This is a genomic window from Streptomyces griseicoloratus (genome assembly GCF_014534645.1).
Classification (GTDB): domain Bacteria; phylum Actinomycetota; class Actinomycetes; order Streptomycetales; family Streptomycetaceae; genus Streptomyces; species Streptomyces griseicoloratus.
The window spans coordinates 19,688-40,878 of the sequence record NZ_JACVQF010000217.1; the positions used below are offsets into that span (position 1 = coordinate 19,688).

General features: G+C 72.0%; 25 protein-coding genes. 17 read left to right on the forward strand and 8 right to left on the reverse strand.

What is annotated here, in order from left to right:
- Positions 1 to 16 precede the first annotated feature (16 nt).
- Both H0H10_RS26630 and H0H10_RS26635 read right to left on the reverse strand, forming a co-directional pair.
- A complete protein-coding gene (locus tag H0H10_RS26630) occupies positions 17 to 1,009 on the reverse strand; it encodes an Acg family FMN-binding oxidoreductase (RefSeq protein ID WP_444875696.1) in 993 nt (330 codons plus the stop codon).
- A 65-nt stretch (positions 1,010 to 1,074) separates the two neighbouring features.
- The gene (locus tag H0H10_RS26635) at positions 1,075 to 1,995 is read right to left on the reverse strand and encodes a pyridoxamine 5'-phosphate oxidase family protein (RefSeq protein ID WP_188183666.1); all 921 of its coding nucleotides are present in this window, start codon (positions 1,993 to 1,995) and stop codon (positions 1,075 to 1,077) included.
- Between the two features lie 143 nt (positions 1,996 to 2,138).
- Between H0H10_RS26635 and H0H10_RS26640 the strand changes: the two genes are divergently transcribed.
- Positions 2,139 to 2,816, forward strand: a complete 678-nt coding sequence (locus H0H10_RS26640; protein ID WP_188183667.1) for a CBS domain-containing protein — start codon at positions 2,139 to 2,141, stop codon at positions 2,814 to 2,816.
- Between the two features lie 113 nt (positions 2,817 to 2,929).
- Here the strand turns inward: H0H10_RS26640 and H0H10_RS26645 are convergent, their stop codons facing one another.
- From H0H10_RS26645 to H0H10_RS26665, 5 genes are all read right to left on the reverse strand, one after another.
- Entirely contained in the window at positions 2,930 to 3,388 is a 459-nt protein-coding gene (locus H0H10_RS26645) for an Hsp20/alpha crystallin family protein (RefSeq protein ID WP_188183668.1), read from the reverse strand.
- A gap of 35 nt (positions 3,389 to 3,423) precedes the next feature.
- A complete protein-coding gene (locus H0H10_RS26650; RefSeq protein WP_188183669.1) occupies positions 3,424 to 3,579 on the reverse strand; it encodes a hypothetical protein in 156 nt (51 codons plus the stop codon).
- Between the two features lie 17 nt (positions 3,580 to 3,596).
- Entirely contained in the window at positions 3,597 to 4,982 is a 1,386-nt protein-coding gene (locus H0H10_RS26655) for a nicotinate phosphoribosyltransferase (protein WP_188183670.1), read from the reverse strand.
- 39 nt (positions 4,983 to 5,021) lie between these two features.
- Positions 5,022 to 5,627 (reverse strand): Rv1733c family protein, encoded by a 606-nt coding sequence (locus tag H0H10_RS26660; protein ID WP_188183671.1) that lies wholly within the window; start codon positions 5,625 to 5,627, stop codon positions 5,022 to 5,024.
- 155 nt (positions 5,628 to 5,782) lie between these two features.
- Entirely contained in the window at positions 5,783 to 6,601 is an 819-nt protein-coding gene (locus H0H10_RS26665) for a universal stress protein (RefSeq protein ID WP_188183672.1), read from the reverse strand.
- Between the two features lie 204 nt (positions 6,602 to 6,805).
- Here H0H10_RS26665 and H0H10_RS26670 point away from each other — a divergent pair, with 204 nt between their 5' ends.
- From H0H10_RS26670 to H0H10_RS26690, 7 genes are all read left to right on the forward strand, one after another.
- Positions 6,806 to 7,675 (forward strand): universal stress protein, encoded by an 870-nt coding sequence (locus H0H10_RS26670; protein WP_188183673.1) that lies wholly within the window; start codon positions 6,806 to 6,808, stop codon positions 7,673 to 7,675.
- Positions 7,668 to 9,350: a bifunctional aminoglycoside phosphotransferase/ATP-binding protein gene (locus H0H10_RS26675; RefSeq protein WP_188183674.1), complete on the forward strand. Its 1,683-nt coding sequence runs from the start codon at positions 7,668 to 7,670 to the stop codon at positions 9,348 to 9,350. Before H0H10_RS26670 ends, H0H10_RS26675 begins: the two co-directional genes overlap by 8 nt.
- Before the next feature lie 296 nt (positions 9,351 to 9,646).
- Positions 9,647 to 10,675: an alcohol dehydrogenase catalytic domain-containing protein gene (locus H0H10_RS26680; protein WP_188183702.1), complete on the forward strand. Its 1,029-nt coding sequence runs from the start codon at positions 9,647 to 9,649 to the stop codon at positions 10,673 to 10,675.
- A gap of 140 nt (positions 10,676 to 10,815) precedes the next feature.
- Entirely contained in the window at positions 10,816 to 11,298 is a 483-nt protein-coding gene (locus H0H10_RS26685) for a hypothetical protein (RefSeq protein WP_262506313.1), read from the forward strand.
- Positions 11,299 to 11,311: 13 nt separating this feature from the next.
- A complete protein-coding gene (locus H0H10_RS40610) occupies positions 11,312 to 11,539 on the forward strand; it encodes a hypothetical protein (RefSeq protein ID WP_262506314.1) in 228 nt (75 codons plus the stop codon).
- Positions 11,509 to 11,817, forward strand: a complete 309-nt coding sequence (locus H0H10_RS40240; protein ID WP_223180472.1) for a transketolase C-terminal domain-containing protein — start codon at positions 11,509 to 11,511, stop codon at positions 11,815 to 11,817. The genes H0H10_RS40610 and H0H10_RS40240 overlap by 31 nt, the downstream gene beginning before the upstream one ends.
- 2 nt (positions 11,818 to 11,819) lie before the next feature.
- The gene (locus H0H10_RS26690) at positions 11,820 to 12,041 is read left to right on the forward strand and encodes a biotin/lipoyl-containing protein (RefSeq protein WP_223180473.1); all 222 of its coding nucleotides are present in this window, start codon (positions 11,820 to 11,822) and stop codon (positions 12,039 to 12,041) included.
- 181 nt (positions 12,042 to 12,222) lie between these two features.
- On the opposite strand, the gene H0H10_RS26695 is transcribed toward H0H10_RS26690, so the two are convergent.
- Positions 12,223 to 13,083, reverse strand: a complete 861-nt coding sequence (locus tag H0H10_RS26695; protein ID WP_188183675.1) for a CBS domain-containing protein — start codon at positions 13,081 to 13,083, stop codon at positions 12,223 to 12,225.
- Between the two features lie 244 nt (positions 13,084 to 13,327).
- Between H0H10_RS26695 and H0H10_RS26700 the strand changes: the two genes are divergently transcribed.
- From H0H10_RS26700 to H0H10_RS26740, 9 genes are read left to right on the forward strand one after another with little or no spacing between them, the layout of a single operon-like run.
- Positions 13,328 to 13,756 carry a hypothetical protein gene (locus tag H0H10_RS26700; RefSeq protein WP_188183676.1) on the forward strand — a complete coding sequence of 143 codons (429 nt, stop codon included), beginning with the start codon at positions 13,328 to 13,330 and terminating at the stop codon, positions 13,754 to 13,756.
- A gap of 23 nt (positions 13,757 to 13,779) precedes the next feature.
- The gene (locus H0H10_RS26705) at positions 13,780 to 14,715 is read left to right on the forward strand and encodes a V-type ATPase subunit (RefSeq protein ID WP_309141901.1); all 936 of its coding nucleotides are present in this window, start codon (positions 13,780 to 13,782) and stop codon (positions 14,713 to 14,715) included.
- Positions 14,702 to 16,201 (forward strand): V-type ATPase 116kDa subunit family protein, encoded by a 1,500-nt coding sequence (locus H0H10_RS26710; protein WP_309141902.1) that lies wholly within the window; start codon positions 14,702 to 14,704, stop codon positions 16,199 to 16,201. Before H0H10_RS26705 ends, H0H10_RS26710 begins: the two co-directional genes overlap by 14 nt.
- Positions 16,198 to 16,617 carry an ATP synthase subunit C gene (locus H0H10_RS26715; protein WP_188183678.1) on the forward strand — a complete coding sequence of 140 codons (420 nt, stop codon included), beginning with the start codon at positions 16,198 to 16,200 and terminating at the stop codon, positions 16,615 to 16,617. The genes H0H10_RS26710 and H0H10_RS26715 overlap by 4 nt, the downstream gene beginning before the upstream one ends.
- Positions 16,614 to 16,847 carry a hypothetical protein gene (locus H0H10_RS26720; protein ID WP_188183679.1) on the forward strand — a complete coding sequence of 78 codons (234 nt, stop codon included), beginning with the start codon at positions 16,614 to 16,616 and terminating at the stop codon, positions 16,845 to 16,847. The genes H0H10_RS26715 and H0H10_RS26720 overlap by 4 nt, the downstream gene beginning before the upstream one ends.
- Positions 16,844 to 17,371 (forward strand): V-type ATP synthase subunit E, encoded by a 528-nt coding sequence (locus tag H0H10_RS26725; protein WP_188183704.1) that lies wholly within the window; start codon positions 16,844 to 16,846, stop codon positions 17,369 to 17,371. Before H0H10_RS26720 ends, H0H10_RS26725 begins: the two co-directional genes overlap by 4 nt.
- The gene (locus H0H10_RS26730) at positions 17,359 to 19,131 is read left to right on the forward strand and encodes a V-type ATP synthase subunit A (RefSeq protein ID WP_188183680.1); all 1,773 of its coding nucleotides are present in this window, start codon (positions 17,359 to 17,361) and stop codon (positions 19,129 to 19,131) included. Before H0H10_RS26725 ends, H0H10_RS26730 begins: the two co-directional genes overlap by 13 nt.
- Positions 19,128 to 20,537: a V-type ATP synthase subunit B gene (locus tag H0H10_RS26735; RefSeq protein WP_188183681.1), complete on the forward strand. Its 1,410-nt coding sequence runs from the start codon at positions 19,128 to 19,130 to the stop codon at positions 20,535 to 20,537. Before H0H10_RS26730 ends, H0H10_RS26735 begins: the two co-directional genes overlap by 4 nt.
- On the forward strand, positions 20,537 to 21,163 hold the full coding sequence (locus H0H10_RS26740) for a V-type ATP synthase subunit D (protein WP_188183682.1): 627 nt from the start codon (positions 20,537 to 20,539) through the stop codon (positions 21,161 to 21,163). The genes H0H10_RS26735 and H0H10_RS26740 overlap by 1 nt, the downstream gene beginning before the upstream one ends.
- Positions 21,164 to 21,191: the final 28 nt, after the last annotated feature.

Genomic DNA, 21,191 nt, shown 5'->3' on the forward strand with positions numbered 1-21,191 from the left:
AGATCAGTGATCCTCGTCAGGGCTGGATGTCGAGTACGTCCGACACCGGGCGGCGCGGTGTCCTGGAACCTCTGGGACCGTATCCCAGACGCAGGAGCATCTGGGTGCAGCCCGTCCCGGTCATCGGGTCGCGCAGCGGCCAGCGCAGATCGGTCCATTCGATGGGCTGGGTGGCGAAGGAGCTGGACAGGCCCTCAAGGGTGGCGGACAGCAGGACGCGTTCCAGGGCCTGGCCTGCGCGCAGCCAGTCCTCCGGACGGTCGTGGTCCGTACTGAGCAGGGCCAGCTGAGGGTTCCGTTCGAAGTCCGCTGCGTCGCGGCCCGCCACCGTCCGGGAGCCCGCGAAGTCGCGCATGGGGGCCTTGCCTCCGCGCCTGCGCGGCCCGAAGGCGTAGTGGGGGACTCCGTCGTCCGCGGTGTCCACTGCCGGAGTGTCGATACGCGTCCAGTGCGCCAGGTCCTGGTCGCTGCCGCGGTCGGTGATGTTGCGTGCCTCGGCTTCCTGGACCAGTTCCAGCACCTCCCTCAGATGCCATGAAGCCGGGAACGTCAGTGCTGCTCCCTCGGCGCGGGCGGCCTCGCTGAGAGCCTCCCGGACGGGATCGGGGATCTCCCTGTCCTCGAACGGGAAGCGGCAGCTGTGCCGCTGATGGATCGCTGGATACAGCGCGCCCAGGTCGCTGTCGTCGGTTGCGGAGCCGGCCAGCCGTACGGTCGCGAGCAGTGCCCGGTCGGTGGGGTCCGGCAGCAGTTGTGCTTCCGGGTGCCGGCCGCTGTGGACCACGGCGACCCTCAGATTCAGCAGGGCGGCACCGCAGCCGATGTGCAGGCCGCGGGTGTCGGGGTCGGAGTGGGGCATAGTGCGCTCGAAGTCGGCGTGGATTTCGAAGGTGCGGCTGTGCCGGAAGTAGCGGAAGCGCCAGGGTTGTGCATTATGCATCGACGGGGCGGCGGCAGCGTCGTGGACCAAGGCCGTCACCTGCGCGTCGGATGGTGCTTGTAGGCTCACCGGAGCCTCCCCTCACGATGCGGCGACCTGCCGGGCGGGGCCACTCCTCGGAGGCCCGTGACCGCCTACTGGTCGGCCGGAGTGATGCGGCGGCCCGTGAGGCTGGTGGGCCGGATCGACACCCACATCTCGCGTTCACCGCCCGCCCAGGGCGTGGTGTGGGCGCGTTGGGTGAGCCTGCGCACGGCGTCGGCGTCCGTGACGACGCTCGCGGGGCCGACGGCGAGCACACTCCAGCCCTGGCTCAGGGCCTCGTCCACCTGGTCGACCTCGAAGGCCACCTCCGTCCCCACGGCCGCCGCGGGCACGGACTCGGGCGCGGTGCGGAAGACGATCGCGTCGTCGACGGTCTCGTAGTTGACCGGGACGACCGCTGGACGGCCATCGGGCGCCGTCACCGCGATGCGCCCCACGCCGTGTGTGGACAGGAGGTTGCGGCACTCCTCCGGGCCGAGGTCCCGCAGCTGCGGATGCAGCAGCGCGTGGCCCTGGCCCGGTGGCAGGTCCATCCCTCCGCCACGCAGAGCTGCGGCGGTGGTGCCCAGTGCGTCGGCCAGCCTTATGAGAGTCGCCACGCTGGGATCGGCGGCCTGTTCCTCAAGGTAGGCGAGGTAGCTGGGCGACATGCGGGCGCGGCGGGCGGTTTCCTCCCGGCTGAGCCCCTGCCTGCGGCGTTCGGCGGCCACGCGCCGGCCGATGTCTCCGGGGGTGGGAGTCCCCGGCGGAGCGGTCACGGACCCGGCCTCCGCCTCACCCGTGTCTGGCCAGGAGGAGGCGGGAGCGGTTCCGGGCTCTGCATGCCCGACATGGCGTATGTGTGCGTCGGGCCCGGGGAACACCAGCGTCACTTCGTCCGTGTCCGACCAGCGCACGTCGTAGGGAGGCGTCCCGTCCTCGTGGTGGAGTCCGACGATCTCGCCGTCGCGCCTGGCGGCGCCCGTCGCCGGGCTTTCGATGACGAGTTGGTCGCCGAGGTGAGCTCGCATGATCGTCGCCCTCTCCTCAGAATGGTGCTGTATCCAACGTGCCACGCACGGCACGTCGCCGCACGGGCCGACGGGCCCGTATCCGCAGGGCGGGTACGAGGCGGCCGGATGTCAACGGTCACAACCCGGACGGGAGACGCAACATGCAGCACCGAACGGTCGCGGAACTCATGACCCGAGACGTCGTCAAGGCGCGGCGTGACCTGCCGTTCAAGGAGATCGTCAGGCTGCTGGCGGAGAACGACGTCACCGCTGTTCCCGTGGTGGACGACCTGGACCGCCCCATGGGGGTGGTGTCCGAGGCGGACCTGCTGCGGAAGAGCGCTGACCAGGCCGACCCGTCGGGCAGGGTGCCCGTGCCGCACCTGGAGGCATGGGAGCGGGCCAAGGCCGAGGGCTCCCGCGCCGAGGAACTGATGTCGGCTCCCGCCGTGTGCGCACGTCCGGAGTGGAGCGTGGTCGAGGCCGCCCGGCTGATGGAGGCCCAGCACGTCAAGCGGCTGCCTGTCGTGGATGAGACCGACCGGCTCCTGGGCATCGTCAGCCGTGGCGACCTGCTGCGGATCTTCCTGCGCCGGGACGACGCCATCCGCGACGAGATCACCGAGGACGTGCTGCGGCGCACGATGGGGCTGGCTCCTTCGGAGGTGACGGTCGAGGTGCGCGACGGGCGGGTCGACCTCGGGGGCGCCGTCGAATTCAGGAGTCTGATCCCCGTCATCGAGCGACTGTGCCGGAGCGTCGACGGCGTGGTCTCGGTTTCCGAGCATCTCGCATACCGGACCGACGACGCCGGACGTTCCCCCACCGGCACCTCATGAGGGCGGCACCGTTGCCGCGAGGGGCCGGCGGTGGAACCGCCGGCCCCTCAGTGAGGGGGAGGCGGTCGCCTACGGAACCCGGTACGGATTCCGGCGGCCGGCCTCACCCCGGCTCAGCCGGTGATCTCGATGCGATGCGCCTTCCCGGTCTCGGTTTTCGGGACACGCACCGTAAGGACTCCGTTGGTCAGGTCCGCGCTGATGTGCTCGGTGTCGGAGTTCGGCGGCAGCGTGGTGCGGTAGTCGAACTGCCCCATGCGGCGGGTGTGCCTGCGGACCATCCCGGTGTGTTCCTTCTCCTTGATCTCGCCGTGGATGTCGAGCTCACCCTCACCGACCTCCACGGTGATCTGGTCCTTGTCCACGCCGGGAAGCTCCAGTTCCACCAGGTAGGCGTCCTCGCTGTCCACGACGTCGGCCAGCGGCGCCCATGGCTCGGCCGTACCGAGCTCGGGGTAACCACCGACGGGAAAGGCCGCGTGCATGAGCTGGTCCATCCGGTTACGGAGATCCTCCAACTCGTGCAGGGCTGTCGAGAGCCCACCTCTGCTGTGTCGTACGGGGTGTGTCATGAGTGATCCTCCTCGATTCGGTGTACCGCCGTCGGTCACATGGGCCGTCCGGCAGCCTGACGGGTGCTCCGGCGAGGTGCGCCCACGCCGTCGATGTCGCGCTCGGCGATGTGCAGCAGCTGTTGTGCGAGGTTGTTCACGGCCCGGCCGAAGAGCTGGAGTGGAACCTTCCACTCCGCCGTGTGTGGCATCGCTTTCCTCCTCAACGCTATGGAGATCCAAGTGGTCCGCAGGCGGTTCGTTCTCGGACCGAGAGCCCTGCGGACTCGGCCGACGTCTGTTCCTCGATGCGGCGCCTCGTGCGGGCGGTGAGTGCGCTCAGCCGCTCGGAGACCGTTGCGTGAGGTGCGGCCGGTGCCCGGATCCGGCGGGCCGCCGAGGGTAGTCGGTCCAGGTCCGCGGTGAATCTCTCCCGGCACTCGGCGAGTGTGGGCCGCCTGCCGGTGCGCCGCCCGTTCCGCATCACCGTCTCCAGCAGCGGAGTCCCGTCGTCGGGTGGCCGCTCGTCAGCGAGAGCGATCAGGTCGGCGCAGCCGGGTCGGCGGAAGGCCTGCTTGGGGCCGGGGGCCGTCACTTTCGCCGACGACAGCTTCATGACTGGCCGGCCGTCGTACTCGACCATCTTGTAGGCGGAGTCGAGATACGGTGCGTCGGCCGAGACCCCGGCGCGGGTGCCGACGGCGTAGGTGTCGATCGGTGCTCCGGAGCGGACCAGTTCGTCCACGCCGTACTCGTCGAGCCCGCCACTGGCGACGATCCGTACGTCCGCCAGGCCCGCGGTGTCGAGGATGGCCCGCGCCCGTACCGCCAGGGCACCGAGGTCGCCGCTGTCGAGCCGTACGGCAGAGCCGGGCCCGCGGTCCAGGTCCCGCAGGACGCACGCGGCGACGCGGACGCCCTTCTCGGTGTCATAGGTGTCCACCAGGAAGGTCACCGGGCCGGGGTGGGAGCGTGCGAAGGCACGGAAGGCGTCTTCCTCGGTGGCGAACGCCTCCACGAAGGAGTGGGCCATCGTGCCGACGGCGGGTATGCCCAGGGCGGTGGCCGCGGCCACGTTGCTGGTCCCGGCGAAGCCGGCCATCGCACCGAGACGGGCGGCCTGGAACCCGGCCTGCGTGCCGTGGGTCCGCCGCAGGGAGAAGTCCACGACCGGATGCCCGGCCGCCGCGAGCACGCACCGCGCTGCCTTCGAGGCGACCGCCGTCTGGTGACTGAGCTGGTTGAGCACGAACGTCTCGGCCAACTGCGCTTGCGGAAGAGGCGCGGTCACCTCCAGCAGGGGCTCTCCCGCGAGCACGATCCTCCCCTCCGGTACTGCCCGCACTTCGCCCGTGAACTCCAGGTCGAGCAGCGGCTCCAGATCCCGCCGCGGCCGGTGCAGCGCGGAGGCGAAGGCGTCGACGTCCTCGGGACCGACGCGGAGTCCGGACAGGTAGTCCAGTGCCGACTCCAGCCCCGCGGCGACCAGGAAACCTCGCTCAGGAGGCAGGTCACGGACGAACAGGCTGAAGGTCGCCGGACCGGTCATCCCCTCCCGCAGGTAGGACATGGCCATCGTCACTTCGTACAGATCGGTGGTCGTCGCGTCGGACATCGCCCTCACCTCCTCGGCTGCCGTCCCATCTCCTGGCCGTCACCGGCGGAAGCGCGCGGACCACAGGGGCTCGACCAGATCCCACTCGGCGTCCCACCGCGCGTACCGTCCGCGGTCCAGCAGGTGGCGCGTGACGGACCGCGCCGCGAAGACCCCGGCGCCCACACCGACCGCCGCCATACCGCCGACGAACCAGGCTTTCGACCTGGCCTGGAGTTCGGTCATCGGCTGACTGGTGAGGCGGCCCTCCCGGTCCACCCACACCTGCACGGCGGCGTCCTTGGGCGTTCCCGACTTCACCAGCGCCGTTCCGGTCCGCGCCGCACCGTCCCCGTCCGTCCAGCGGACCTGGGCCTGTTGCAGCGGCACCTCGGCGTCGCCCTTGACGTCCGATGTCAGTCGGGCGGTGACCTCCTGTCGCTCCGCCGCCTGGGCGTGCACGGTGCGCATCGAGGACTCGTACGCCGTCAGCCCGGCGCCGATCGCGGCCACCGGCAGTCCGAGGACGAGGACGGACATCAGGAAGCGGAGGAACCAGGATTCGAACCGGTCGGACGGACGCCTCAGGGGGTTCGCCTTCTTCGAGGTGTGCTCCTTGCGCGGCGGGAGCGGACCTGATGCGTGCTGCGGATCTCGTGCGCTCATGAGTCAGCCTCCAGCAGGTCGCTGGTCCACTCCCCCACTCCTTGGTCCCACGATCGAGCGGCAGCCGACTCGGGTCACAGGGCCGAAGGTCCCGGGAAGACGGACTTCCGGCCCCGAGACCCGACGTCGCCCTGGTCCGTCCCCGGCGGTCGCGCTCATATCCGTGGGACGACGGCGACCGGGCACGGCGCGTGATGGAGTACCGCATGATTGATCAGTCCCAGTTGCAGGCCCGGGTGTCCCTGTCGTCGGCGAGCGCCGACGACCAGAAGGTCCGCCTCTGAGGCGGCCTCCAACAGTGCCTGGCGCGCCGGCCCCTCGATCGCCTTTCGGCTCACCGAGGCGTCGTGGTAATGCTCCGACGGGTCGCGCAGCGCGTCGTCGAGCACCTGCGCCGGCGGGCGCCGGTGGGAGTCCAGGGACCAGGACGAGGCTTGAGGTGCGGTGGAAGCACCGAACGGTGCACTCCAGGCGTGCACTGCCATCAGCCGGCAGCGCCGCACATGTGCCTCACGGAACGCGAACTGCACAGCCGTGTCGCTGCCCTCTCCGTCCTCGACCCCGACGACGATGTTCTCGAACGAGGCGTCCCTGTCCTCCGTCGCTCCCCGCACCACGATGACCGGGCAGTCCGCTCGTGCGGCCACGGCCAGGCTGACCGAGCCCAAAAGCATTCCGGCGAGGTCTCCCCGTCCTCTGGACCCGAGTACGAGCGCGAAGGCGTTACGTCCCCTGTCCACGAGGGCGAAGGCCGCGTTCCCGGGCAGCACCTCGTTCGTCAGCTGGACCGTGGGAGCGCGCTGTCCGGCACGTTCCGAGGCGGCGTTGATCAGCTCGGATGCCCCCCGGCCCCCTGCCGCCGCGTGCAGGAGGTGGAGCGGCACCCCGTGCCGGACCGCCTCTTCGGCAGCCCAGTCCACCGCCTCCAGGCTCGCCTCGGACCCGTCGATGCCGGCCACCAGGGGAATCGCCACCGCCCCTGTCTCCTCTCGCGCCGGACTCCCCGCCACCGGCCCCCGCTTTCACATGCGCCGTGGAGGGGATTGGGGTACTCCTCGGATGAGGGAACGCCGCACCTTGCCCTGCATGCCGGCGCCGTCCGGTCAGTCCACACCATCGGACTCGTTCACCGACATTCACCGTCATCTACAGCTTCGTACGAGACGGAGGCCGCCGCCATGCAACCAGTCGTCACCGTGGGGCTCGACGGCTCACCCGAGAGTCTTGCCGCCACCCGTTGGGCCGCCGACGAGGCCGAGAAGCGCAAGCTCACCCTGCGCCTGCTGCACGCCTGGCCGCTCCTGGCGCCGGAACCGGCCCGCGTCCCCTCGGAAGTCGACCAGAACTACTGGGCGAAGCGTCTCGTGCACACCGCACGGGCGGAGCTCCAAGCACGCCACCCGGGCCTGTCCATCGTCGGGAGCCTGGTCGCCGACGATGCTCAGAACGCGCTGCTCCAGGCGGCGTCGGAATCCGACCTGATCGTGCTCGGTTCGCGGGGGCTGGAGCCCGTGGAGAGCTACTTCCTGGGCGACGTGAGCATGCCCGTCGTGGCGCGGGCCGAGCGGCCGGTGGTCCTCGTCCGTGCCGGGGCCCGCGACGAGGGGTTGCCTACAGAGGCCGCGATCCGCGTCGTCGTGGCTGTGAAACTGCACGCACCCAGCGACGATCTGCTCGACTTCGCGTTCCACACCGCCGCGGCCAGGGGCGTGCCGCTCCTGGCCGTACACGGCCGTAGCGTGCCACTCCACGCGCGGGTGCCCTGGCGTGTGGACCACGACATCAGTGAGGAGATGACGCGGGACGCGCTGAAGGAACTGAGCACGGTGCTCCGGCCCTGGAGCGAGAAGTATCCGCAGGTGGACGTGGCCGAGAGCATCCGTCTCGAAAGCCCTGCCAAGGCCGTCGTGCAGGCCGCCCGGGACGCGGCGCTGCTGGTCGTCGGCCGACGTCGGCACCATCGTGGGCCGGCTCCCCACCTGGGGCCCGTCGCTCAGGCCGCCATCCATCACGGGCGCTGCCCCGTCGCCGTCGTCCCCCATGACTGAGCCTGGTCTCCGCGGGGCATCCCAGCGGTCGGTACCGCGGGCCGACGCGTCCGAGCTCTCGTCCAGTGCCCTGCACGGCGGCGCGCCGCCGACGCGCGCAGAAGTACGCGAGACCCACACGGCGGTCGTGTTCTTCACCGGCGACCGCGCCTACAAACTCAAGAAACCGGTGGATCTGGGGTTCCTGGACTACACCACGCCGCCGGCTCGCCGGGCCGCGTGTGAACGCGAGGTCACGCTCAATCGCCGCTTCGCCCCCGATGTCTACCTGGGCGTGGGCGAGATCCGGGGCCCTGACGCCGAAGGGGCCGAACCGCTCGTGGTGATGCGCCGCATGCCGGCGGACCGCCGCCTCTCCCGCCTCGTACGGGAGGGCGCCGCCGTCGACGACGCCCTCAGGGCCGTCGCCCGGCACCTCGCCGCGTGGCACGCGGACGCACCCCGCAGCCCCGACGTGGCCGAACAAGGCACACGGGACGCGTTGTCATCACGTTGGGAAGCCTCCTTCGCGCAGGTCGGCGCGCTGGCCGACGACGGCTTCGTGGCCGGCGGAGTGACGGAGGTGGAGCGGCTGGTGCGCCGCTACCTCGCCGGCCGCGAGCGGCTCTTCGACACGCGCATCGAGCAGGGACGGGTGGTCGACGGCCACGGCGACCTGCTCGCCGAGGACATCTTCTGCCTCGACGACGGGCCCCGGATCCTGGACTGTCTGGAGTTCGACGACCGCCTGCGCTACGTCGACGGCCTCGACGACGCCGCCTTCCTCGCCATGGACCTGGAACAACTCGGCGCATCCGAGGCCGCGGCGTACTTCCTGGCCCAGTACAGCGAGTACTCCGGCGACCCCGCACCCCCTTCCCTGTGGCACCACTACGTCGCCTACCGCGCGTTCGTGCGTGCCAAGGTGTCCCTGATCCAGGCGCATCAGGGGACTCCGGCCGCGGAGACGGCATCGCGACGACTGGTCTCGACGGCACTGCGCCACCTGCGTACCTCCGCCGTCGGCCTCACGCTCGTCGGCGGTCTGCCGGGCAGTGGGAAGTCCACACTCGCCGGTGCCCTGGCCGACCGGCTCGGAGTCACGCTGCTCAGCAGCGACCGCCTCCGCAAGGAACTGGCGGGCATCCCCGCGGAGCAGTCCGCGGCGGCCGGCTACGGCGAGGGGCTGTACACACCGGAGTGGACCGCGAGGACCTACGCCACCCTCCTCGACCGCGCTTCCGCCCTGCTGTCCTCCGGTGAGTCCGTCGTCCTGGACGCCACCTGGCACGACCCCGGACAGCGCGAGTCCGCCCTGCGCATCGCCGAGGGCACCCACGCCCATCTGGTGGCCCTGCACTGTCAGGTTCCGGGCGACGTGTCGGCGGCTCGTCTGAGCACGCGCGCGCCGGGCACGTCGGACGCCGGCCTCGACATCGTCACCGCCATGGCGGCCGGGGAACCGCCGTGGCCCGAGGCCGTCTCGGTCGACACCAGTGGACCGTTGGAGTCCGCCGTCTCCCAGGCGCTGGCTGTCGTACGCCCGTGGGGGACCGGCCAGGCGCCGGTCTTCCGCCGCCCTATATGGAGCCTGACTAGGCGAGCCGGCCTGCACCAGGCGTCGGCCCGCCGGCCCCTCGACCTCACGCACACAGCGTCTCACCTCCCTGCACCTGCTTCTGGTGAACTACTGTGACAAGCCCTGACCAGAGCAGAGACACCGCGCTTACATGAGGCACCTCGCCGGCGAACGACTGCTGGGACGCGACCGCAGCGTCCTCCGGCCTCCGGCGTCCGGCTGATGAACAGACGCGGTTGCCCTCTGGCGGCCGTCCGCCCCGACGGGCATGCCGGCTTCCGGTTAGCGACCGTCGACTCGGCCGCGCTGACCGGCAGGCGGCCCGGCCTCGGAGCTGGTCCCCGGTTGCCCGGGCACCGTTCCAGGGCGACGGTGGAGAGAGGCGGCCGAGCCGGCCAGGGAGTTGGATGACCATGCGAGCCCTCGTCTACCACGGCCCCGGACGGATCTCCTGGGACACGGTCGCGGATCCGACGATCGAGGACCCGACGGACGCCGTGGTGCGCGTCGACGCCACCACGATCTGCGGCACCGATCTGCACATCCGGCGCGGAGAACTGCCTGAGGTGAAGCCAGGAACAGTCCTGGGCCACGAGGCCGTCGGCGAGGTTGTGGAAGTGGGTCGTGAGGTCCACTCCACCACCGTCGGGGATCAGGTGATCGTGTCGTCCATCTCGGCCTGCGGTCGCTGCCAGTTCTGCCGGGACGGCATGTTCGGACAGTGCCACGGCGGTGGCGGGTGGATTCTCGGGAACCTGACCAACGGAACCCAGGCGGAGTTCGTCCGGGTTCCTTTCGCCGACTACTCCACCCGACGGCGGCCCGGCGCTCTGGCGCTCGAGGACGCCGTCCTGCTCTCCGAAGTCCTCCCCACCGCTTACGAGGTCGGCGTGCGGAACGGACACGTGGGGCCGGGTGACACCGTCGTCGTCGTGGGCGCCGGTCCCGTAGGGCTCGCCGCGGTCATGACGGCGCGGCTCTACTCGCCACGCAGGATCATCGCTGTGGACCTTTCCCGCACCCGACTCGAAGCCGCCACCCGGCTGGGTGCCGACTCCGCCGAGCTGCCCGGACGGCTGATCGCCGACCTGGCCGAGGGACCCGGTGCCGACGTCGCCATCGAAGCCGCCGGAGATCCGGACAGCTTCGTCCTGTGCACACGAGTCGTACGCCCGGGTGGGCACATCGCCAACATCGGCACGCACGGCAAGCCGGCCACGCTGCACCTCGAGGCACTGTGGCACAAGAACATGACGATCAGCACCGGCCAGGTCGACACCTCTTCCACACCCTGGCTGCTCGACCTGGTGACGTCCGGACGCCTGCACGTCTCCCACCTGGTCACCCACACCTTCGGCCTCGACCGGGCAGAAGACGCCTACGAGGTCTTCTCCCGCGGCACCGACACCGGCGCTCTCAAGATCGGCCTCTACCGCGAATAGCCCCGAGCCGGGAACAGCCGAGCAGCCGCGTCCGACTCTTCCGGCCGGTCCCTGGGCCGTTCGGCCCTGGTGATCGCCAGTGCACTGTGCTGCGAGCACCTGCTCGACCACGTCACCAGTTCCTCGGCAGAGGCGGTGAGATGACCGTGGGCGCCGGCGGAACGCAGGAGGCGAAGACGACCTACCGTGAGGCCATGCGCGAGGCGCTCCGGGAAGCCCTGCGCTCCGACGACCGCGTCTTCCTCATGGGCGAGAACGTGGGCCGCTACGGCGGATGCCTCGGTGTCAGCCTCGGTCTGCTGGAGGAGTTCGGCCCCGAACGCATCCGCGACACCCCGCTGTCGGAGTCGGCGTTCGTGGGCGCCGGCATCGGCGCGGCCCTGGCCGGGATGCGGCCCATCGTCGAGATCATGACCGTCAATTTCAGCCTGCTCGCCCTCGACCAGATCCTCAACAACGCCGCCACCCTGCTGCACATGTCGGGCGGCCAGCTGCCTGTGCCGATCGTGATCCGCATGACCACGGGCGCCGGACGGCAGCTCGCCGCTCAGCACCCGCACAGCCTGGAAGGCTGGTACGCGCACATCCCCCGGCATCCGTGTCCTCGCCCCCGCCACCCTTGAGGACGCCCGCCACATGCTGGCCCCGGCGCTCGCCGACCCCGACCCCGTACTGATCTTCGAGCACGGCAGCCTCTACAACGTCTCCGGCGAACTCCTCCCGCCTGCAGATCCGTTGAACATCGACCACGCCGCGATCCGCCTCGCCGGCACGGACGTCTCCCTGATCACGTATGGTGGTTCGCTGCCCAACGCCCTCGCAGAGCGGACGAGTTGGCCGCCGAGGGCATCAGCGCCGAAGTGATCGACCTGCGCACGCTGCGTCCCCTCGACGACGCGGCCATCACCGCTTCGGTGGCCCGAACGCATCGTGCGGTGGTCATCGACGAGGCGTGGCGGACGGGCAGCCTCGCCGCCGAGGTGTCCGCCCGCATCGCCGAAGAGTCGTTCTACGACCTGGACGCGCCCGTCGAGCGGGTGTGCAGCGCCGAGGTGCCCATGCCGTACGCCCGGCGGCTGGAAGAGGCCGCCCTGCTCCAGGTCGCCGACATCGTCGCGGCCGCCCACCGGGCGGTGGACTGATCATGGCCGAGTTCACCATGCCGTCCCTCGGCGCCGACATGGACGAGGGCACGCTCCTGGAATGGCTGGTCGGGCCCGGGGACTTCGTGCACAAAGGGGATCCGGTCGCGGTCGTGGAGACCGCGAAGTCGACGATCGAGGTGGAGTGCTTCGAAACCGGCACCATGAGGGAGCTGCTCGTCGAGCCCGGGACGACGGTGCCGTGGGCACGCCGCTCGCACTGATCGGGCCCGCCGAGGAACGACGGCCCGCCGTCACGCACCGGTGAAGAGCGCGCCTCCCGAACCCTCCGAGCTCCCCAAGGCCCCTGCGCCGCCTCTCCCTCCGCCTGAGCCCGCCCCGGTCCCGGCGGCAGTACCGTCAGCCGCTGGGCCGGGCGGCCACATGGAGGCGGGCCTCGACGGCTCAGGCCGCTTCGATCTCGTCGACGACTGCGACCACGTCGTCGATGTCCCGCACGGCTGCGAGCAGTGCAGGGACGAGAGCTCTGTCCAGTCGCCCCGTCATCGTCACCACTCCGTTCTCCACGGCGACTTGGACGGAGTGTGGAACGAGCAGGTGCTGAGCGGCCAGGGACTCGACCTCGGTCTGGATCTCGGTGTCGTCACGGATCAGGGCCCGCAACAGCTCACTCCGGCTGACCACGCCGACGAGCCGGCCGCGGTGGTCGGTCACGGGGAGGCGCTTCAGCCGGGCGTGGGCGGCGGTCCACGCCGCATCCGCCACGCGCTCCGCCGGGTGGACGGTGACGGGCGGAAAAGTCATCAACGTGGCCGCCGTATCACCGTGGCTCTTGTCATACAGGCGGTGCTGCCACAGCCTGCCGACAGGTCCGTGCCTGCGCGGCTCCGCCATGACGGCGGCCTTGGCCAGCAGATCCGACTCCGAGACGACGCCGATCACGTGGTCGTCGGCGTCGACCACCGGTACGGCACTCACCTGCTCGCGGGCGAGGGCGTGGGCCACGTCCAGGAACGGCATGTCACCGGGGACGGAGGCCGCCGGCACCTGCATGACGTCCCGCACACGGAGGCCGGCCGGTTCCCGGGCCGGCGGCTCGGGTGCCGCAGCGGCGGGCGGCTCGGGCTTCTCCCGTCCGGCAGCAGGCTCGGGCTCCTCGGCACTCCTGGCCGACGCGGCGGCGGCGACTGCCGTGAGGTAGCGGCGCAGCGCGTCCTGGTGCGGTTCTTGCCGGGGGGTCCAGGGGCGGCCCGGCGTGGTGCTGCGGGCTTCCTTCTCAGCGGAGCGTTGCTCGAAATCGCTCACGGCTGCCTCCTGGGATGCCGTCCACCTACGGGGTCAGTCTCGCATCGATCGACTGGTGCGGCCTGTGGGCCGAACGGCACCGTATGAGGGACTGGTGGCCCGGCGCGGCGCGACACGTCAACGCATACCAAGGAGACTGGAAGGCGGGACCTGGTCTCACTGGAGGAAGTTCGTGACGGGTTTCCGAGACTTTCTGACCCGGTTCCGGCCGGCGGCGTCGCCCGGCCGGGCCGCACCAGGTGGTGTGCCCGCGGACCGTTCCGCCGAACTCCGTGCGGAACTCGCACCGCCGCTGGCCCTGCTCGAACAGGCGGAGGCGGAAGCCCGGACCGTACGCGAGCGTGCCGACGTGGCCGCCGCGTCACGCCGACGACAAGCCCAGCGGCAGGCCGAGGAGATCGTGGCCGAGGCGCACGCGGAGGCCACCCATGTGCGGGAGCGCGCCGCCGACCAGGTGCTGCGTACGGCCGAGGGCGAGGCGGCAGCGCTGCTGGCCGAGGCAGAACGCGAGGCCATCGCTGTACGCGATCGTGCCAGGAGCCGAACGCCCGCGCTCGCCGAACATGTGGTCGCGCTGGTTCTGGAAGATCTCACGGCGGGGCAGGTGTCTCCTGCGCCACAGGAAGGGCATCGGTCGCCGGGCCGTGGGAGGCCGCGCGAGGGCGGTCCCTGATGGGCGCCGGATGGGTGGCAGGCGTGACCCGGGCACGCGCCCTGCGGACCAGGTGCCTGCCCGTCGAGGGCATCGGGGAGGTGGCCGCGTCCCCCACCCTCGATGACGCCCTGCGCTACTTGGCGGCCACCCCCTACCGACGCGACGTCTCGCCGGGCGCCACGCCGGCCGAGGCCCAGCGGGCCGTCTCGGCGACACTGTTGTGGCACCTGCGGGTCCTCGCCGGCTGGCAGCCGGCGACCGGCGCGGAGGCCATCCGGGCGCTCGCCGCGGGATTCGAGATCTCCAACACCGAGCACCACTCGAGGGCTCTCGTGGCCGGGCCGCGAGAGCCCGGTACGCAACGCCCGCGCCTCCTGCCCTACCGCCTGGGCGCGCTGGCGATCGCCTGGACCCGGCTCGCCCGCACCCGTACGCCGTCGGAGCTGCGTACGGCCCTGGCGTCGTCCGCCTGGGGTGACCCCGGGGGCGACTCCCCCGCCGCGGTCGCCACCGGTATGCGGGTCTCCGCCGCCGTACGCCTCACCACCGCCGCTCCCGACGCGGCACGCTGGGCGGCGGCACGGCTCGCCCTGCTGTTCGCCCGTGAAGTGTTCGTCGTCGGCCGCCGGATGCCGGCAGTGTCCGTCCGCCGGGCGGCCCGCCTGCTCGGCCCGCGGGCGGTGGGCGCGGGAACGTACGCCGATTTCCGGCAGGCGCTGCCGGCCACTGCGCGGTGGCTGCTCCACGACGTCGACGAGGCGGCGGACCTGTGGCGGGCCGAGGCACGGTGGTGGGACGCCGTCGACCGCGACGGCCGGGAACTGCTGCGCCGGTCCCCCTGCGGACCGCAGCCGGTCGTGGGGGCAGTGGCACTGCTGTCCGCCGACGCGTGGCGGATCCGAGGCGCGCTGGAACTGGCCGCCCGGGGCGGCGGACCCGGGAACTGGCCCGTGGAGGTGCTCGGTGCTCCGGGCTGAGGCCGCGATCCCGGTGCGGATGCGCAGGGTGGCCATCGTGGCCCCCGAAAAGGTGCTGCGGGAGAGCCTGGTGCGGATCGCCGAGGCGGGCTGCGTCGAGGTCGATCTGGCCGGGGACGGGGGGCCCGATGTCCGCGGGCCCGCCGCGACGCGCCTGCAGCGGCTGCGCGCCGAGCCGGCACAACCCGTTCTCAGCGAGGGCCGCCCCGACCTTGACGCTCTGGAGCGCGAGGGCCGGGGGGACCTGCTGGCGGGCGAGGCCCAGTTGGAGGAACGACTCGGTAGCGCGGTCCGGCACGGTACGGTCGCGGCACTGGCCGGGTGGTGCCCCGAGACAGAGCTGGGCCGCACGACAGCGCTCATCGCCGGTGCCGGGGGCGCGCTGGTACCCCTGCGGACCCCGCGTGGCGTCGATCCGCCGACCTTGCTGACCGGAGCGGACACCGGGCACCCGGCATTCGCGGCGACGCCCGTACGCCGCTCGTTCACACCTCTCGTCACGACGTACGGGACGGTGCCCTACGCCGACCTCGATCCCACGATGGCGGCCGGAATCGTCTACGTGGTGATGTTCGGCCTGATGTTCGGCGATGCCGGGCACGGGCTGCTGCTCGTCGCCATGGCGCTGCTGCTGCGGGCGGGCCGGCCGCGCCGCATGGCGGCGCTGCGACCGCTCTGGCCCTTCGTCGCCGGGGCGGGGCTGGCCGCCACCATGGCCGGGGTGGCGTACGGCGAGTTCTTCGGCCCGACCGGAGTTCTGCCCGTGCTGTGGCTGGAGCCGCTTCAGGAGCCCATGCGGCTGCTGGCCGCCGCCGTCGGGCTCGGCGCCGTGCTGCTCGCCGTCGCCTACGCCGCGGGGATCGTGAACCGGTGGCGGGAGGGCGGACCCTCGGCGGCCCTCTACGCCACGACCGGGATCGCCGGGGCGGCGCTCTATGTCGGTCTCGCCGTCGTCGCCGGGTACGTGTGGCTCGGCCAGGGGGTGTACGGCGTGGTGGGAGCCCTGATCGCCGCCGTCGGACTGGCGCTGGCCGGGGCAGGTCTGTACGCGACCACGGCGGGCGGTCCGGGCGGCGCCGTTCAGACCGGCATCCAGCTCTTCGACGCGGTGGTACGGATCGGCTCCAATGTGGTGTCCTTCGCTCGGCTCGCAGCCTTCGGCCTGACCCATGCGGCGCTCGGCGCGATCGTCTGGGACGGCACGACGGCTCTGGCGGTCAGGGGCCCGGTCGGGGTCGCCACCGCGCTGCCGGTGTTCTTCGTGGGCAACGCCCTCGCCTTCTCGCTGGAGGCACTGGTGGCGGGTGTCCAGGCGTTGCGTCTGGAGTTCTACGAACTGTTCTCCCGGCTCTTCGAGGGCGAGGGCCGCCCCTTCAGCGCCTGGCATCTGCCCGTGCAGCACCTCACGGAGTCGGCCGCCGGCGCCGGACCGCCTGCAGCGGTGGAGGCCGTCCGACAAGGTCCGGCGAGGGAGGAGTCATCGTGATCACCTGGTTCTTGGCCCTGCCCGTCATCGCGGCGGGGTTCGTCGCCGCACGCCTTGTGCTGCGGCGTTCGGATCGCAGGACGGCCCTGTGGTGGATGGTCGCCGCCGACGCCGTATTCCTGGTGGCCGCCGCCGTTGTACTGACCTTGGCACTCTCCGGCGGATCCGCGCAGGCCTCGACACCGACTGCCCAGGAGTCCGGCTCCGGATCATCCGCCCTGATCGGCGCCGCCATCGCGGTGGCCGGCGCGACGATCGGGGCGGGCATCGCCGTCGCCTACACCGGTGCGGCGGCCCTCGCGGCGCTGAGCGAACGGCCCGAACTGTTCGGCCGGGCCATGGTCATCGTCGGCCTGGCCGAAGGCATCGCCATCTACGGCCTGGTCGTCGCCGTGATCCTGATCGGGAAGGCATGACCATGGGACGCGTCGCCGCCCTCGGAGAACGGACCCGTGTCGCCGGCCTGGCCCTGGCCGGAGCCGTCGTCCTCCTCGCCGACGACCCCGAGGCTGTGCGCCGGGCCTGGCGGGCCCTGCCGGACGGCATCGACCTGGTCATCCTCACGCCTGCCGCGGCCGCTGCGCTGAGCTCGGACCCCGCCGCGCCGAGGGCCCGCCGCCCGCTGACCGCCGTGATGCCGCCATGACGATCCCGGCCCCCGACCAGACGGCGGACACGCTCGCCCCAGTCCGGGCGGGCCTGCTGCGCGAGGCTCACGCCGACGCCGAAGCGCTCCTGACCCGCACCGAGCGGGAGGCCGCCACTCTGCTCGACCAGGCCCGTGCCGAGGCCCAGGCGATCCTCGTCCGGGCCCGCCGCCAAGGCGAGGCCGACGGCGCGAACGCCGCCCGCGACCTCCTTGTCAGGGCCCGGCGAGAGGCCAGGTCGCGCACGCTCGCCGCCCGCCGGGAGGCGTATGAGGAGCTGCGCCGCGAGGCCGCCCAACGAGTCCGGGGGCTACGCGGGACCGACGGCTACGCGTCCCTGCGGGAGCGGCTGGAACACCGGGCCCGGATCCTCCTGGGTCCCGACGCCGAGGTGAGCGAGCACGCCGACGGGGGTGTGGTGGCCCGGACGCCGGGGAAGCGGGCCGACCTCTCGCTGACCGCGCTGGCCGATCACGCACTGGACCGGACAGGAGCGGAGGTGCGGAGCCTGTGGGAGCCGTGACGGACGCCACCGGGACGCGTCGCAGGACCGTTGCCCAGCCGCTGGTCTCCCGGATCCTGCGGGTCACCGGGCCGCTGGTCGAGATGGAGTACACGGGCGGCATTGCGATGTACGACCTGGTCTCGATCGGCCCCGCCGGGCTGCCCGGCGAGGTCGTGGCCATCACCGGTGACGTGGTCACGGTCCAGGCCTACGAGTACACCGGCGGCCTCGCTCCGGGACAGACGGCGCTGCCCCGGGGCCGTCCGCTCTCGGTCCGGCTCGGTCCCGGTCTGCTCGGCGGGATCTTCGACGGCCTGCTGCGCCCCCTGTCCCGTGCCGGCGACTGGCTGCTGCCCGGCGCGCAGCAGGCCGTTGCCGAAGCACCCTCCTGGTTCTTCTCCCCCTCGGTGGCGCAGGGCGAGCAGGTGGCAGAGGGGCAGGCGCTCGGGGAGGTCCGCGATGCGGGGCCGGTGCCGGTGAAGGTCCTCGTGCCCCCCGGTTGCCGGGGCACCGTCGAGGGGATCGCAGACGCCGGGGACCATCCGCGCGACGTGCCGGTGGCCGTGGTGGGCGGCACCGAGGTGACGGTCAGCGCGCTGTGGCCGGTGCGTCGGCCGCGCCCGGTACGGGAACGCGTCGACAGCCATGAAGCCCTGAGCACCGGCCAGCGGGTGATCGACCTGCTCTTCCCCGTCGCCCGGGGCAGCACCGTCGCGGTGCCCGGCGGCTTCGGCACCGGCAAGACCGTGTTGCTGCAGCAGATCGCCAAGTGGTGCGACGCGGACGTCATCGTGTACGTCGGCTGCGGGGAGCGCGGCAACGAGATGGCCGACGTCATCACCGAGCTGTCGGAACTGCAGGACCCGCGTACGGGCGGACGCCTCGCGGACCGGACCGTGACGATCGCCAACACCTCCAACATGCCGATGATGGCCCGCGAGGCGAGCATCTACACGGGAGTGACGGTCGCCGAGTACTTCCGGGACATGGGTCTGGACGTGGTGGTCATCGCCGACTCGACCTCCCGGTGGGCGGAGGCGCTTCGCGAGTTCGCCTCCCGTACCGGCGCGCTGCCCGCCGAGGAGGGCTACCCGGCCGGACTGGCTTCCGCCATCGCGGCCTTCTACGAACGGGCCGCCGCCGTGACCACCCTCGGCGGCGACCGCGGCTCGGTGACCGTGATCGGCGCGGTGTCACCGCCCGGCGGGGACATGACGGAACCGGTGACCGCGCACACCGAACGGTTCGTCCGCTGCCTGTGGAGTCTCGACCGCGACCTCGCCTACGCCCGCCACTACCCGGCGGTCTCCTGGGCCGGGTCCTTCTCCCGGGACGTACCGGTCCTGGCGGCCGGACACCGGGCGGCCGGCGATCCCGCGTGGTCCGGGCGCCGCGACCGGGTGGGAGCGGTGCTGGCGGAGGCCGACCGGCTGGCCGATCTGGTGGACCTGATCGGCATCGCGGCCCTGCCCCCGCGGGAGCGCATCAGCGTCCTGGCGGGTCGGCTGGTCCGCGAGGGCGTGCTGCAGCAGAGCGCGTTGTCGGAGCGGGACGCGTACTGCGGCCCGGAGAAGACCGCCGCTCTGGCCGACGCCTTCCTGGCGGTCGCCGACCGCTGCCGCGAGCTGGTCGACTCCGGCATCTCCGCGTCCTCGGTCGAGGAGGTCGACTTCGGCCCGCTGCTGCGCGCCCGGGAGGACACCGGCCCGCACGACGCCGCCGGGGTGGCGGCACGGCGGAACGCGATGCTCGCCGGTCTGGGAGAGATGCGGCCATGAGCCCCGCCGATGAGATCGAGTACACGAAGGTGAGGGGACTGCGAGGGCCGCTCGCGATCGTCGAGGGTGTCTCGGGGATCGGCTGGGACGAGTACGTACGCATCACTCTCGCCTCGGGCGAACGGCGCCACGGCGTCGTCCTGGATGCCGACCGCGACCTGGCGGTCGTCCAGGTGCTGGAGGGCACCGCGGGCATGGACCCGGAGGGAATCCGCGCAGCCTTCTCGGGCAGCCCCCTGCGCGTCCCCGTCGGGACGGACTGGCTCGGCCGGGTCTGCAACGGCCGGGGCGAGCCCCTCGACGGCGGCCCGCCCGTGCTCGGCTCCCACACCGCCGAGGTGGGTGGCGCACCCATCAACCCGGTGCGGCGCGAGCCGCCGTCCGAGCCCGTGCTCACCGGAGTCGGGGCCGTCGACGTCCTGACCACACTGGTGCGGGGGCAGAAGCTGCCGGTGTTCTCCGTGGCCGGGCTGCCGCACCTGGAACTGGCCGCCCAGATCGCCGCGCAGGCTACCGCCGCGGGAGAGGCGTTCAGCGTCGTCTTCGCGGGCATGGGCCTCACCCACGCCGACGCCTCCTTCGTCCGCGACGCCCTGGAGGAACGGTCCGCCGCCGGAGAACTGGTCCTGCTGCTGAACACCGCCGACGACCCGGTGATCGAGCGGATCCTCACCCCGCGCATCGCGCTCACCGTCGCCGAAAACCTCGCCTTCAACGAGGGACGGCACGTCCTGGTGGTGATGACCGACATGACCACGTACGCCGAAGCCCTGCGCGAGGTCTCCGCGGCGCGCGGGGAGATCCCCGCGCGCCGTGCCTACCCCGGCTACCTCTACAGCGACCTGGCCTCCCTGTACGAACGCTGCGGACGCATCAAGGGCCGTCCCGGCTCGGTCACCGTGCTGCCGGTGCTCACCATGCCCGCGGGCGACATCACCCACCCCGTGCCGGACTTGACCGGTTACATCACCGAGGGCCAGATCGTCCTCTCTCCCGAGACGCACGCGCGGGGCGCGTACCCGCCGCTGGACGCCCTGTCCTCCCTCTCCCGGCTGATGCGCAAGGGAGCGGGTCCCGGTCGCACCCGTGACGACCACCTCCACGTCGCGGCCCAACTGCTGGCCGCCCTGGCACACGCACGGCAGGTCCGCGATCTCGCGGACCTGGTCGGCCAGGCGGCGCTGAGCCCCACCGACCGCCGCTACCTGGACTTCGAGGAGGCATTCCTGCGGGACTTCGCCGACCAGCGCAGCGACGAACCACGCGAGCTCGACACCTCGCTGGAACGCGGCTGGCAGGCCCTGCTCACCCTGCCCCGCAGCCAGCTGTCCATGCTCCCCGCCCAGCTCCTCGACGCCCACGGGGCGAAGGAATTCGACGCACCCGACGTTCGGGAGGCGCCCTGATGACCGGCGCCCGCCGTACACCGCCCGGCCGTGCGGGCCGCCTGAGGCTGCGGCACAGCCTCGATGTCGCCGAGCGTGGGGCCGACCTGCTGGAACAGAAGCTGCGCATCCTCCGCTCCGAGCACCAGCGGCTGCTGCGCACGGAGGAGGAAGCCGCGCGGGCCTGGCGGGACCTGCTGTCCGAGGCCGACGGCTGGCTGCTGCGCGGACTGCTCCTGGGCGGTGAACAGGCCCTCGACTCGGCCACCGCAGGCATCGGCTCCGCCGAGATCACGGTTCACTGGACCACCTCCATGGGGGTGCGCCATCCGGCAGCGGTCTCCACGTCCATACCCTCCCGTCCGGCCACCGCCGCCGCGCCGGCCAACACGGCCCTCGCGCACGCCGAGGCCGCCTACGGCCGTGCCGTGCGGCACGCCGCCGAGTACGCGGCAGCCCACGCCGCCGTAGAGCTGGTGGGCGCGGAAGTCGTCGGCACACGGCACCGGGCCCGTGCCCTGCGGCGCCACTGGATCCCCCGCCTGCGGGAGGCCCTGAACCGGAGCGACCTGGCCCTGGAGCAGAACGAGCACGAGGACAACATCCGGCGGCGCTGGGCACAGACAGACGCTGATATACACCCATAAGGCATGTAAAGTTAGGCTGTCCTAAGTC

Coding starts and splice junctions, on each gene's coding strand:
- H0H10_RS40610 (WP_262506314.1), top strand. CDS start 11,312: ATGCTGGCCCCGGCGCTCGCCGACCCCGACCCCGTACTGATCTTCGAG.
- H0H10_RS26725 (WP_188183704.1), top strand. CDS start 16,844: ATGACGATCCCGGCCCCCGACCAGACGGCGGACACGCTCGCCCCAGTC.
- H0H10_RS26720 (WP_188183679.1), top strand. CDS start 16,614: ATGACCATGGGACGCGTCGCCGCCCTCGGAGAACGGACCCGTGTCGCC.
- H0H10_RS26685 (WP_262506313.1), top strand. CDS start 10,816: ATGACCGTGGGCGCCGGCGGAACGCAGGAGGCGAAGACGACCTACCGT.
- H0H10_RS26650 (WP_188183669.1), bottom strand. CDS start 3,579: ATGCCACACACGGCGGAGTGGAAGGTTCCACTCCAGCTCTTCGGCCGG.
- H0H10_RS26680 (WP_188183702.1), top strand. CDS start 9,647: ATGCGAGCCCTCGTCTACCACGGCCCCGGACGGATCTCCTGGGACACG.
- H0H10_RS26735 (WP_188183681.1), top strand. CDS start 19,128: ATGAGCCCCGCCGATGAGATCGAGTACACGAAGGTGAGGGGACTGCGA.
- H0H10_RS26740 (WP_188183682.1), top strand. CDS start 20,537: ATGACCGGCGCCCGCCGTACACCGCCCGGCCGTGCGGGCCGCCTGAGG.
- H0H10_RS26635 (WP_188183666.1), bottom strand. CDS start 1,995: ATGCGAGCTCACCTCGGCGACCAACTCGTCATCGAAAGCCCGGCGACG.
- H0H10_RS26675 (WP_188183674.1), top strand. CDS start 7,668: ATGACTGAGCCTGGTCTCCGCGGGGCATCCCAGCGGTCGGTACCGCGG.
- H0H10_RS26660 (WP_188183671.1), bottom strand. CDS start 5,627: ATGAGCGCACGAGATCCGCAGCACGCATCAGGTCCGCTCCCGCCGCGC.
- H0H10_RS26640 (WP_188183667.1), top strand. CDS start 2,139: ATGCAGCACCGAACGGTCGCGGAACTCATGACCCGAGACGTCGTCAAG.
- H0H10_RS26655 (WP_188183670.1), bottom strand. CDS start 4,982: ATGTCCGACGCGACGACCACCGATCTGTACGAAGTGACGATGGCCATG.
- H0H10_RS26645 (WP_188183668.1), bottom strand. CDS start 3,388: ATGACACACCCCGTACGACACAGCAGAGGTGGGCTCTCGACAGCCCTG.
- H0H10_RS26670 (WP_188183673.1), top strand. CDS start 6,806: ATGCAACCAGTCGTCACCGTGGGGCTCGACGGCTCACCCGAGAGTCTT.
- H0H10_RS26690 (WP_223180473.1), top strand. CDS start 11,820: ATGGCCGAGTTCACCATGCCGTCCCTCGGCGCCGACATGGACGAGGGC.